The organism is Roseateles asaccharophilus (genome assembly GCF_031458115.1).
Lineage (GTDB): Bacteria > Pseudomonadota > Gammaproteobacteria > Burkholderiales > Burkholderiaceae_C > Pelomonas > Pelomonas asaccharophilus_A.
On the sequence record NZ_JAVDXV010000004.1, the window covers coordinates 26,230 to 38,071 of the forward strand.

Here is an 11,842-nt window from a genome sequence, read left to right on the forward strand (position 1 = left end):
GGTCATCCACAGGAGACCCCATGGCCCACAACATCCACACCCAGGCCCTCGCGCTGGCCGCACTGCTCACGCTGGGCGGCTGCAGCAGCATCGCCCAGTCCACCAACAACCTGTCCGACGAGCGCCTCAAGTCCGAGGCCGCCGGCGCACTGGGCCTGCAGCCCAGCCAGCTGACGCTGCTGAACCGCCGCACCGAGGGCACCAACACCTTCTATGCGGTCAAGGGGCAGGACGGCAAGGAGTACAGCTGCACGCTGAACGGCGGCAACCTGCTGAGCTTCGGCATGACCAACCCGCCCAGCTGCAACCGCAAGAGCGGCTGAACACCGGCGCCGGGAACTCCCGGCGCGCGGCCGTCACACAGGGGCATGGTTGATGCCACCCTGCCCCCACCCGAACCCGTCGACACCCAGGCCGCCGCTGCCGCCGCCAAGGAGGCCCGCGAAGAGCGGCTGAACGCCATCGTCGCGCTGACCGTGGCCGTGCTGGCCACCTTCCTGGGCATCTGCAAGGTCAAGGACGACAACATCGTCCAGGCCATGCAGCAGGCCCAGGTCGACAAGCTGGACTACTGGGCCTACTACCAGGCCCGCACCATCCGCGCCGACGTGGCCGAGCAGGCCGCCACATCGCTGGAGCTGGCCAAGGCCAGCGTGCCGGCCGCCCAGGCGGCCGACTACGACAAGGCCATCGCCGGCTACCGCGCCAAGCACGCCGACCAGCTGAAGAAACGCGACGAGCTGCGCACGCTGGCCGAGAAGGCCCAGAGCGACTACACGGCGCTGGGCAAGCGCGACGACCAGTTCGATCTGTCCGACGCGCTGCTGGCCATCGCGATCGCGCTGCTGGCCGTGACGGCGCTGACCCATCTGTGGTGGCTGTTCGTCGTGTCCATGGTGCCCACGGTCGCCGGCATCGTGATGGGCCTCGCGGGGTTGATGAACCTGCCCATCCATCCGAACATGCTGTTCAAGCTGCTGGCCTAGGAGCCTGGGGGCAGAGTGGGTCATGATGCGGTCCCGCCGTATCCGACCCCTGACATGCTGACGCTGCTGCTTCTCGTTCCCATCGCCGCCGAACACAAGGCCTTGCTGCTGCAGCGCTTTCGCGTCATCGAGGCGTTGGACGCAGCCTCCCGCGCCGCGGCGCTGGGCGATGCGGTCGACCTGGTGCTGACCAACGGCACGGTGGGCTTCACGGCCGCCGAGATTGCCGCCTGCCCGCGGCTCAAGCTGCTGGCCGCCCAGGGCGCCGGCTACGAGAACCTGGACATCGCCGCGGCCAAGGCGGCGGGCGTGGCGGTCTGCAACGGCGCCGGCACCAACGACGACTGCGTGGCCGACCACGCGCTGGCGCTGCTGCTGGCCAGCGTGCGCGCGCTGCCGCAACAGGGCGCGGCGCTGCGTGCGGGCGTGTGGCGCGACGCGCTGCCGCTGGTCCCCAGCTTCACCGGCCGCCGGCTGGGCGTCGTGGGCCTGGGCGCCATCGGCCTGAAGATCGCGCGGCGCGCGGCCGCGTTCGGCATGGTGCTCGGCTATCACAACCGCCGCCCGCGCGCGGACGCCGGCGACGCGACCTACTTCGACAGCGTGACGGCGCTGGCCCAATGGGCGGACGACCTGGTCGTCGCGACGCCCGGGGGCGCGGGCACGACGCATCTCGTCGATGCCGCCGTGCTGGCCGCACTGGGCCCGGGCGGCCATGTGGTCAACATCGCGCGCGGCTCCTGCGTGGACACGGCCGCGCTGGCCGCCGCACTGCGGGCCGGCACCATCGCCGGCGCGGCGCTGGATGTCTACGAGGGGGAGCCGCAGCCGCCGCAGGCGCTGGTGGACCTGCCCAATGCCATCCTGACGCCGCATGTGGCCGGCTGGTCGCCGCAGTCCATACGCGCGACGGTGGAATGCTTCATCGCCAATGTGGACGCCTGGCAGCGCGGCGAGGCGCTGCGAACGCCGCTTTGAGCCGCTGCGGCCTCAGCCCCGCCGCTCGATGACCTCGGCTTCCTGCATGGGCTCGTAGACGCGGCGGCTGCCCTCTTCCAGCGCCTGCTCGATGGCGCGGCGGCGCAGCGGCGCATCGGGCTCGGGGGCAAGCGGCGGCAGCGCATCGAGCACCAGCATGGGCTCGATGCCATGGCCGGCGCTGGCGGGATTTCCGGGCTGCGGCATCAAGGCGTTCAGCAGACGGCGGGGCGTGGGCAGGACATTCATGGCGGCAGGCGATAGATGTCGGCGTCTTCTGCAGTAGTAGACGCTTTGCCGAACCGGATTGCGACAGGTGGTGCCCCCAAAAATTGGGGATGCCACCACCTTGGTGCCTGCGGGGCTGGGAGCCTGGACGGCAGAGGGCGTGACCCGCGTTGACCCTGGCGAGGGCGCAGGCAAGGCGCGAGGAGGCCGCGGGCTCGTGCCCGCCACGACGAGCAACGCCGCATGCGCCGTCGCCAGGTTCACCCGAAGGGCCGGGGCCACGCCCTCTGCCGCCCAGGCTCCTAGGCCACGTACTCGGCCAGATGGCGCCCCGTCAGCGTCTTGCGCTGCTTGACGAGTGAAGCCGGCGGTCCTTCGAAGACGATGCGGCCACCCTCATGCCCGGCGCCTGGCCCCAGGTCGATGATCCAGTCCGCATGGGCCATGACGGCCTGGTGGTGCTCGATGACGATGACGGACTTGCCGGCGTCCACCAGCCGGTCCAGCAGCGCTAGCAGTTGCTGCACGTCGGCCAGGTGCAGGCCCGTGGTGGGTTCGTCCAGCACATAGACGCCGCCCTTCTCGGCCATGTGTGTGGCCAGCTTCAGGCGCTGGCGCTCTCCGCCCGACAGCGTCGTCAGCGGCTGGCCCAGGCTCAGGTAGCCCAGGCCCACGTCGGCCAGCCGCTCCAGGATGGCGTGCGCGGCCGGCGTTTTCGCGGTGCCCTGGCCGAAGAACTCCACCGCCTCGGCCACCGGCATGGCCAGCACCTCGGCGATATCGCGCCCGCCCAGCTTGTAGTCCAGCACGGCGGCCTGGAAGCGCTTGCCGCCGCAGTCCTCGCAGGTCGTCGACACGGTGGCCATGGGGCCCAGGTCCGTGAAGATGACGCCCGCGCCGTTGCAGGTGGGGCAGGCGCCTTCGGAGTTGGCGCTGAAAAGCGCGGGTTTCACGCCGTTGGCCTTGGCGAAAGCGCTGCGGATGGGGTCCAGCAGGCCCGTGTAGGTGGCCGGGTTGCTGCGCCGCGAGCCGCGGATGGCCGCCTGGTCCACGGTGACGACGCCGTCCTGCGGCGACACCGAGCCGTGGATCAGCGAACTCTTGCCTGAGCCGGCCACGCCGGTGACGACGCACAGCACGCCCAGCGGGATGTCCACGTCGACCTTCTGCAGGTTGTGCGAGCTGGCTCCGCGCACCTTCAGCGCGCCGGTGGGCTTGCGGACGGTGGCCTTCAGCGCGGCGCGGTCGTCCAGGTGGCGGCCGGTCAGCGTGCCGCTGGCGCGCAGGCCGGCCACGTCGCCCTCGAACACCACCTCGCCGCCCGCGCTGCCGGCGCGCGGCCCCAGGTCCACGACATGGTCGGCGATGGCGATGACCTCGGGCTTGTGCTCCACCACCAGTACCGTGTTGCCCTTGTCGCGCAGGCGCAGCAACAGCTCGTTCATGCGCTGGATGTCGTGCGGGTGCAGGCCCACGGTGGGCTCGTCGAACACATAGGTCACGTCGGTCAGCGCCGAGCCCAGGTGGCGGATCATCTTCACGCGCTGCGCCTCGCCGCCGGACAGAGTGCCGGACGGCCGGTCCAGCGACAGATAGCCCAGGCCGATCTCGGTGAACGCATCCAGCGCATGCTGCAGGCCCTGCAGCAGCGGTGCGACCGCAGGCGCCTCCTTCGCAGTTTTCAGGCCGCGCACCCAGTCGGCCAGGTCGCTGATCTGCATGGAGCAGGCGTCGGCGATGCCGAGCTTGGCGATGCGCACCGAACGCGCCGCCTCGGACAGCCGCGTGCCCTGGCATTCCGGGCAGGTCTGGAACGTGATGGCGCGCTCCACGAACGCACGGATGTGCGGCTGCATGGCCTCCACGTCCTTGCTCAGGTAGGACTTCTGCACGCCGGGGATCAGCCCCATGTAGGTCAGGTTGATGCCGGCGACCTTGATCTTGGTCGCCTCCTTGTGCAGCAGGTCGTGCAGTTCGCGCTTGGTGAACTTGGCGATGGGCTTGTCGGGGTCGAAGAACCCGCAGCCGCGGAAGATGCGACCCGACCAGCCGTCCATGCTGTAGCCGGGGATGGTGATGGCGCCTTCGTTGAGCGACTTGCTCGCGTCATAGAGCTGGGTCAGGTCGAAGTCCGACACCGAGCCCATGCCCTCGCAGCGCGGGCACATGCCGCCGGTACGCGAGAAGGTCTGCTTGACCGCCTGGCTGGCACCGCCCTTCTCCACCGTGATGACGCCGGTGGCCTGCACCGACGGCACGTTGAACGCGAACGCGCTGGGCGGGCCGATCTGCGGCTTGCCGACGCGGCTGAACAGGATGCGCAGCAGCGCGTTCACATCGGTGACCGTACCCACCGTGGAGCGCACGTTGGCGCCCATGCGCTCCTGGTCCACGATGATGGCCGTGGTGATGCCCTCCAGCAGGTCTACCTCGGGCCGCGCCAGCGTGGGCATGAAGCCCTGCACGAAGGCGCTGTAGGTCTCGTTGATGAGGCGCTGCGACTCGGCGGCGAGGGTGTCGAACACCAGTGAGCTCTTGCCCGAGCCGGACACGCCGGTGAACACCGTGAGGCGGCGCTTGGGCAGGTCGACGCTGACGTTCTTCAGGTTGTTCTCGCGCGCGCCCTGCACGCGGATGACATCGTGGCTGTCGGCGTGGCGCACCGCGGTCGCGGCGGTCTTGATGGCGGTCTTCTTCGTGGTCATCGCGCGGCGTCGCGTGGCGGAAAGCGCCGCATGTTGCATGGGTGGGCACAGGCTTCGCAACCCCTCGGGCCGCATCTCGTGCCAAGAGGTGTCAGCAGCCAAGTCCTACGGCCGGCGCGCCCAAGTCCTACGCCTGCGGGCACCGCAGCGGCGCAGACTGGGTTCTCGCAGTCATGATTGAAGGAGGCCACCATGCCCACCCCCAACACCCGCATGAACAACCGCAAGCCCGTCGACACCGTGGGTCGCGTCCGCGACGACGGCCACAAGCTCGACAAGACGCCCAATGACATCCCGCAGTCCGCCAAGGACAGGCAGGAGGCCATCGAGGCGGCCGAGCATGGCAAGGACGATGCGCAACCCGCCGCCGGCCGCCACTGAGGAGAACGGCATGGGACACAGCAGCCTGGTCGGCACGACGACCGCACCCCGACGCCCCAAGGGCACCGATGAACAAGCGCTGGGCCCGTCCGACGGCACGGACAGCGGCAGCGACACGCTGGGGGCGGGCAACCGCCCCGCGGCCGATCCGGGCGAGCCGGTGGACCTGACGCTGAGCCGCGACCAGGCGCTCGCGCCCATCGAGGGCTCGGGCGAGGACGGCGATGAGACCGACCCGGCCGACATCGCCACGGACCGCATCATCGATGCGACCGATGTCGAGGCGATCGACCGCGACCTGGACGACACCGAAAGCGCCCGACCGGGCCGGGGTTAAGACAACCCAAAGACTCGCTCACTATGCTGCGCGCCACTTCTGGAGGCGCGATGAGCAAGCGATGGACGATGTGGGCGGCGGCACTCGCGCTGCTGGCGACGGGGACCCCGGCCCTGGCCGCCGAGACGACCGAGGCAGTGCGCGCGCGCATGAAGCCCATGGCGGCGAACTCGCCCGCCGAGCTGACCGACGCGCAACTGCAGGCCTTCGGCGATGCCGTCGGCAACGCCCGCGTCGTCGCGCTGGGCGAGCAGACGCATGGCGGCCTGCAGGAGTTCCAGGTGCGGCTGCGGCTGCTGCGCTACCTGCATGAGAAGAAGGGCTTCGACGTGCTGCTGCTGGAAAGCGGCGTGTTCGACATGGCGCTGCTGCAAGAGGCCATGCGGCGCGGCGAGAAGGCCGACGACCTGGGCCCCGGCAATGTCTTCTACATGTACTCCAAGAGCGACGCCGGCCGCGAGCTGCTGCGCTATCTGGACGCCGCGCAGGCCGGCCCGCGCCCGCTGCGGCTGTCGGGCATAGACAGCCAGCTGAGCGGCGGCCTGAGTCGCACGCAGTTGCTGCCGCGCCTGCACGCGCAGCTGAAGGGCGACGCGGCCGACTGGCCGGTGTTCGAGCGCGTAGCCGACAAGCTCATGCAGATGGACCGCACCGCGCCGCCCGCCGACGAGCAGCGCGTGTTCGACACCACCGCCGCGCGCCTGCGCAAGACCTTGTGCGCGCCGGGCGGCGATGGTCTGCTGTGCCGCAGTCTGGACGGCCTGCAGGCGCAGGCCGCCGGCTTCTGGCGCGGCGACTACCAGCGCGACCGCGCGATGGCCGACAACGTGCTGTGGCAGCTGAAGCACGTGCACCCCGGCCGCAAGGCGGTCGTCTGGGGCCACATCATTCACCTGGCGCGCGGCGTGAAGCTGGACGACACGCACCGCTTCGCCGGCGACATCCTGGGCGAGAAGCTGGGCCGCGACTACTTCGTCGTCAACATGACGGCGCTGCAGGGCAGCTACCTGGACTTCGTGTCGGGCGAGGCGCAGCCCATCGCCGCCGCCTACCCCAACAGCCTGGAGCTGACCTTCGCCAGCCACGGCGCGCCGTTCGCGTTCCTGCACGCGCCCCGGCGCATGAAGGCCGGCTTCGCGGCGCGCAGCACCGAGTTCAGCTTCGGCCTGCCGATGGGTGGCGGCGTGGGCCTGGGTGCGCAGTGGGACGGCGTGTTCTACGTGCGCGACATGGCGCCGGTGAAAATGGTGCGCTAGACCTCGCCGATCCACAGCCGCTGGAACAGCGGCGAGCGGCACGACAGCCGGCCGTTGACGACGGCCATGCCGTCGCGCTCCGCCAGCGTGTCCTGGCGCTGTGCGGCCAGCAGCGAACGGCCCAGGCCCAGCCGGTGCGCCTGCGGCGCCCAGCTCAGGCCCACGGCCTCGGCCAACGTGGGCAGCACGTCCACATGCGTGAACAGGCGGCGCTGGTCGTCGGCCGGCAGCGCACGGCCCTCGGCGTCGTAACGCGCCAGTGCATGGAAGACCGTGCGGCCGCCGGGCGCCGACTGCAGCTCGCCGTTCAGCAGCGGCTCGGGGTTGAGGTGGTCGCCCATGACCAGCACGACCTTGGGTCGGCCGTTGCGCTCGGCGACGAAGCGCTCCACCAGCTTGGCCACGACGGCATCGGTGCAGCGCAGCGCGTCGCGCATCATGTCGGCGGGCTCGCCCTCGGCGTCGTCCTGCAGGCCGTCGGCCGCCGCGCAGCCGGGGTCGCGCGCGCCGGCGGGGCCGTGCGTGTCCACCGTCAACAGCAGCGCCATGCGGGCCTCGTCGTCATGCCGGCGCGGGCGCTGCATGTCGGCCCAGGCCTGCTCGACGAGGTCGCTGTCCAGCAGGCCCCAGCCCTGCGCGGGAACCCGCAGACCGCGCTGCTGCCACTGCTCGGCGCCGAAGCGGCGCGTGACGCCGTGGCTTTCCAGGAAATGGCCCTTGCCGGCGAACTTCAGCGATGCGCCGCCGTAGAAGCTGATCTCCCAGCCGCGCGCCGCCAGCAGGTCCGTCAGGCACAGGCCGCCGGCGAAGAAGCGCGTGCTGAATTCCAGCGAGTTGTGGCTCATCAGCCCCACGGGCTGCAGCGGCAGGCCGCACAACGCGCTGAACATGCCGCCCACGGTCCAGCTCGCGCCGCTGAGGTTGCGCAGCTGGCCCAGCGTCTGGAAGTCCTGCTGCAGCCGGGTCAGCCGCGGCAGCAACGCGGCGGCCGGCGTGCGCGGCCGCGTGTAGTCCTCGTCCAGCGACTCGACAAACACCAGCAACACATCGGGCTTGGCGGCCGGCGCCTGCACGCGCACGCGGGACGGGTCCACGTAATGCCGCGCCAGGTAGTCGCCGCCATCGGGCTCGGGCTGGCAGGGGTCGGACACCGTCGCGTTGACCGACACCACCGCGCCGGTGCCCAACAGGGCCAGCAGCGGCAGCCGGTGCCAATGGCGCAGCCGCCGCAGCAGGAACAGGCTCAGCAGGCTGAGCCCCGCGACGGCCGCCAGGCAGCGGAAGGCACGCCACAGCATGCGCGGGTCCGCATAGTCCAGGCCGCCGTTCTGCAGGTGGAACAGCACCTGGTCGGGCGTCACCAGGCCCAGGTAGGTGCGCAGGAACCAGGTCGCGCCGACGACCGCCCACAACAGCAACACGAACGCCGCCAGCAAGGCGGCACGGGGACAGGGCAGACGGACAGGCGACATCGCCGCGCACTCTGCCGGCGCCGCTTTGCCGCCCCATGGTCAAAAGTTTGCTGAGTGTTGAGCCCAGGCAAACGACTGTGTTCAGGCCGGCTTGGCCGGCGCCGCCGTGCAGGTCTTGGCGACGGCCACCCCGCGCAGGAAGCCGCGCCGCACGCCGCCGGCCGTGATGGCGGCGCTGACCTGCTTGGCATAGCGCTCCGCGCCGCTGAGCTTGCGCACCCAGCCGCGGAACGGCATGACGCCTTCGGCCGTGCGCTGCAATGCGCCGGTGGCGGCGTCCTCGCCACGCTCCAGCAGGCCGGTGTTGCCCTTGGCGGCCGGCGCGTCGAGATCGGGGCCCAGCACCTCGTCCAGCGCCTGCACGGCGGCCGCGAGGCCCGTGCAGCTGGCATCCGCCGGCATCGCATAGGGTGCCGCGGCGGCGGCCTTCAGCACATCGGGGATGTCGGCACGCACGACGTTGAGGTCGGACAGCGGCGTCGTGGCGGCGTTGGTGACCTTGTCCTGGCTGGAGCTGGCGCAGGCGGTCAGCGCGAGGGCGGCAAGGGGAATGAGGAGGAGGCGCATGGCGCCGGATCATCTCAGGCCGGCGTTGATCTTTTGCAGCGCGGCCGAGCCCGGACACAGTGCTTTTTCACCCAGCGCGTTCAGCGCACCCGCTGGCGTGCGCTGCGCGGCGTGCCAGTCCTTGGCGGCGGGATCCACGTACAGCAGGCCGGTGGCGATCTCGCCGGCCGCGGCGCGCAGCTGCATGGTGCTCATCGCACCCAGGCGGTCGGTGGGGTCGTAGTCGGCGGCCAGCTTGCGCAGGCGCAGCGTGCTGCCGTCGGCCTGCGGCACCTCGATGATCTCGGGCGAGTCTTCGACCGTCTGCTCGGCCGCCAGGTCCATGAAGTCGATGCGGTTCAGCGCCTCGTTGTGCTCGCGCACGTGGTCGTAGCTGCGCGTGGAGCCGGCATGGTTGTTGAACGCCACGCAGGGGCTGATGACGTCGATGAAGGCTGCGCCGCCGTGCCGCATGGCGGCCTCGATCAGCGGCACCAGCTGCGCCTTGTCGCCCGAGAAGCTGCGCGCGACAAAGGTGGCGCCCAGCTGCAGCGCCAGCGCGGCGAGGTCGATGGCGGTGTCGTTGTTGGTGGCGCCCTTCTTGGCCACCGAGCCCTTGTCGGCCGTCGCGCTGAACTGACCCTTGGTGAGGCCGTAGACGCCGTTGTTCTCGACGATGTAGACCATGCGCACGCCGCGCCGCATCGCATGCGCGAACTGGCCCAGGCCGATGGACGCGGAGTCGCCGTCGCCGGAGATGCCCAGGTACAGCAGCTCGCGGTTGGCGAGATACGCGCCGGTCAGCACGCTGGGCATGCGGCCGTGCACGGTGTTGAAGCCGTGGCTGGCGCCGAGGAAGTAATCGGGCGTCTTGCTGGAGCAGCCGATGCCACTGAGCTTGGCGACGCGGTGCGGTGCAATGTCCAGCTGCCAGCAGGCCTGCACGATGGCGCTGGAGATGGAGTCGTGGCCGCAGCCGGCGCACAGCGTGGAGACCTTGCCTTCGTAGTCGCGGCGCGTGTAGCCGACGGCGTTCTTCGTGAGACTCGGATGGTGCAGCTTGGGTTTGGCGAGGTAGGTCATGCCGCGCTCCTGGGTGCGGTGGCCAGCGCATGCACGTGGCGCGTGATCGCGTCGGTGATGAAGCGCGCCGTGATGGGCGTGCCGTCGAAGTGCAGCACCTTCGTCAACTGGCTGGGCGCCACCTCCAGTTCGTTGATGAGCAGCCGGCGCATCTGCGCGTCGCGGTTCTGCTCGACGACGAACACGGTGTCGTGCGCCGCGATGAACTCGGCCACCGCCGGCGGGAAGGGGTAGGCGCGCAGCCGCATCGCGTCGATGTGGATGCCGGCCTCGGTCAGCGACGCCAGCGCCTCATCCATGGCAGGTGCGGTGGAGCCGAAGTAGAGAACACCCAACCGCGTCTTCTGCGCGGCAGCACGCACCAGCGGCTGCGGCGCCAGCAGCGCGGCGGTGGCGAACTTCTGCTTCAGCCGCTCGACGTTGCGCACGTAGTCGTCGCCGCGCTCGGAGTAAATGGCCTGCTCGTTGCGCGTGGTTCCGCGCGTGAAGTAGGCGCCCTTGCTCGCATGCGTGCCGGGCAGCGTGCGCCACGGGATGCCATCGCCATCGACGTCCTTGTAGCGCGCGAACTCGCGGCCGGCGTCCAATTGCTCGGCCGTCATGACCTTGCCGCGGTCGTACTGGCGCGCGTCGTCCCAAACCAGCGGCGCGCACAGGCGCTGGTTCATGCCGATGTCCAGGTCGCTCATCAGGAACACGGGCGTCTGCAGACGCTCGGCCAGGTCCAGCGCGTCGGCGGCGAACTCGAAGCACTCGCGCGGGTCCTCGGGCAGCAGCAGCACATGCTGCGTGTCGCCGTGCGACGCGTAGGCGCTGCTCAGCAGGTCGGCCTGCTGCGTGCGCGTGGGCATGCCGGTGCTGGGGCCGCCACGCTGCACGTCGATGACGACGAACGGGATCTCGGCGAAGTAGGCCAGGCCCAGGAACTCGGTCATCAGCGACACGCCGGGGCCGGACGTGGCCGTGAATGCGCGCGCACCGTTCCAGCCCGCGCCGGTGATGATGCCGATGGACGCGATCTCGTCCTCGGCCTGCACGATGGCGTAGCGCTTCTCGCCGGTGGCGGGGTCGGTGCGGAACTTGGCGGCGTACTTCTCGAAGGCCTCGGCGACCGACGACGACGGCGTGATCGGGTACCAGGCGCAGACCGTGGCGCCGCCGTACACGCAGCCCAGCGCCGTGGCCGCATTGCCTTCCAGGAAGATCTTGTCGCCCACCGCATCGGCGGGCTGCACCTTCAGGCCGAAGGGCTGCACGGACAGGTGGTCGCGCGCGAACTCGCGGCCCGCGTGTAGCGCGCGCACATTGGAATCCAGCAGCCGCTCCTTGCCCTTGTACTGTTCGGCGAACAAGGTCTCGATGACGGCTGACTCAATGCCCATCAGTTCGCTGAGCGCCCCCAGCACGAGGATGTTCTTGAACAGCGTGCGCTCGCGCGGCACGTCGTAGGTGGCGTTGCAGATGGCCGTGGCCGGCATGCCGATGACGTGGATGTCGGGACGGAAGGCGCTGGGCGGCAGCGGCTTCGTGGAGTCGTAGAACAGGTAGCCGCCGGGCTGGATCTCGGCCACGTCCTGCGCCCAGGTCTGCGGGTTCATCGCCACCATCAGGTCCACGCCGCCGCGCCGGCCCAGCCAGCCGGCCTCGCAGACACGCACCTCGTACCAGGTCGGCAGGCCCTGGATGTTGCTGGGGAAGATGTTGCGCGGACTGACCGGCACGCCCATGCGCAGGATGGCCCGCGCGAACAGCTCGTTGGCCGATGCCGAGCCCGAGCCGTTGACGTTGGCGAACTTGACGACGAAGTCGTTGGTGGCTTCGATGCGGCTCATGTGTCGTCTCCCGAAAGAAGAAATGCAACCACAGAGGC

Annotated in this window: 12 protein-coding genes; 6 read left to right on the plus strand and 6 right to left on the minus strand. The window is 70.3% G+C overall.

Annotation, left to right across the window (positions count from 1 at the left end; translation table 11 throughout):
* The first annotated feature begins 20 nt into the window (after positions 1–20).
* Genes J2X21_RS10995 through J2X21_RS11005 form a run of 3 tightly spaced genes read left to right on the plus strand, consistent with a single transcriptional unit; the run spans position 21 to position 1,964 of the window.
* Positions 21–323 carry a hypothetical protein gene (locus tag J2X21_RS10995; protein WP_310328448.1) on the plus strand — a complete coding sequence of 101 codons (303 nt, stop codon included), beginning with the start codon at positions 21–23 and terminating at the stop codon, positions 321–323.
* A gap of 45 nt (positions 324–368) precedes the next feature.
* Positions 369–986 (plus strand): DUF4337 domain-containing protein, encoded by a 618-nt coding sequence (locus J2X21_RS11000; RefSeq protein ID WP_310328449.1) that lies wholly within the window; start codon positions 369–371, stop codon positions 984–986.
* A gap of 54 nt (positions 987–1,040) precedes the next feature.
* Positions 1,041–1,964 (plus strand): NAD(P)-dependent oxidoreductase, encoded by a 924-nt coding sequence (locus tag J2X21_RS11005; RefSeq protein ID WP_310328451.1) that lies wholly within the window; start codon positions 1,041–1,043, stop codon positions 1,962–1,964.
* Between the two features lie 12 nt (positions 1,965–1,976).
* Here the strand turns inward: J2X21_RS11005 and J2X21_RS11010 are convergent, their stop codons facing one another.
* Together J2X21_RS11010 and J2X21_RS11015 are read right to left on the minus strand one after the other, a co-directional pair.
* The gene (locus tag J2X21_RS11010; protein WP_310328454.1) at positions 1,977–2,213 is read right to left on the minus strand and encodes a hypothetical protein; all 237 of its coding nucleotides are present in this window, start codon (positions 2,211–2,213) and stop codon (positions 1,977–1,979) included.
* A gap of 281 nt (positions 2,214–2,494) precedes the next feature.
* Positions 2,495–4,897 (minus strand): ATP-binding cassette domain-containing protein, encoded by a 2,403-nt coding sequence (locus J2X21_RS11015; RefSeq protein ID WP_310328456.1) that lies wholly within the window; start codon positions 4,895–4,897, stop codon positions 2,495–2,497.
* A 192-nt stretch (positions 4,898–5,089) separates the two neighbouring features.
* On the opposite strand from J2X21_RS11015, the gene J2X21_RS11020 reads away from it, so the two are divergent.
* Genes J2X21_RS11020 through J2X21_RS11030 form a run of 3 tightly spaced genes read left to right on the plus strand, consistent with a single transcriptional unit; the run spans position 5,090 to position 6,871 of the window.
* Complete coding sequence (locus J2X21_RS11020; RefSeq protein ID WP_310328458.1) at positions 5,090–5,278, plus strand: hypothetical protein; 189 nt, start codon at positions 5,090–5,092, stop codon at positions 5,276–5,278.
* 10 nt (positions 5,279–5,288) lie between these two features.
* Entirely contained in the window at positions 5,289–5,615 is a 327-nt protein-coding gene (locus J2X21_RS11025) for a hypothetical protein (RefSeq protein WP_310328460.1), read from the plus strand.
* Positions 5,616–5,665: 50 nt separating this feature from the next.
* The gene (locus tag J2X21_RS11030; protein WP_310328462.1) at positions 5,666–6,871 is read left to right on the plus strand and encodes an erythromycin esterase family protein; all 1,206 of its coding nucleotides are present in this window, start codon (positions 5,666–5,668) and stop codon (positions 6,869–6,871) included.
* Here the strand turns inward: J2X21_RS11030 and J2X21_RS11035 are convergent.
* From J2X21_RS11035 to J2X21_RS11050, 4 genes are all read right to left on the minus strand, one after another.
* Complete coding sequence (locus J2X21_RS11035; protein WP_310328464.1) at positions 6,868–8,343, minus strand: sulfatase-like hydrolase/transferase; 1,476 nt, start codon at positions 8,341–8,343, stop codon at positions 6,868–6,870. The two genes, J2X21_RS11030 and J2X21_RS11035, sit on opposite strands and share 4 nt — an antisense overlap.
* 81 nt (positions 8,344–8,424) lie before the next feature.
* On the minus strand, positions 8,425–8,910 hold the full coding sequence (locus tag J2X21_RS11040) for a hypothetical protein (RefSeq protein ID WP_310328466.1): 486 nt from the start codon (positions 8,908–8,910) through the stop codon (positions 8,425–8,427).
* Positions 8,911–8,919: 9 nt separating this feature from the next.
* On the minus strand, positions 8,920–9,972 hold the full coding sequence (locus J2X21_RS11045; RefSeq protein WP_310328468.1) for a 2-oxoacid:ferredoxin oxidoreductase subunit beta: 1,053 nt from the start codon (positions 9,970–9,972) through the stop codon (positions 8,920–8,922).
* Complete coding sequence (locus J2X21_RS11050; protein ID WP_310328471.1) at positions 9,969–11,804, minus strand: 2-oxoacid:acceptor oxidoreductase subunit alpha; 1,836 nt, start codon at positions 11,802–11,804, stop codon at positions 9,969–9,971. Before J2X21_RS11050 ends, J2X21_RS11045 begins: the two co-directional genes overlap by 4 nt.
* Between the last annotated feature and the right edge of the window lie 38 nt (positions 11,805–11,842).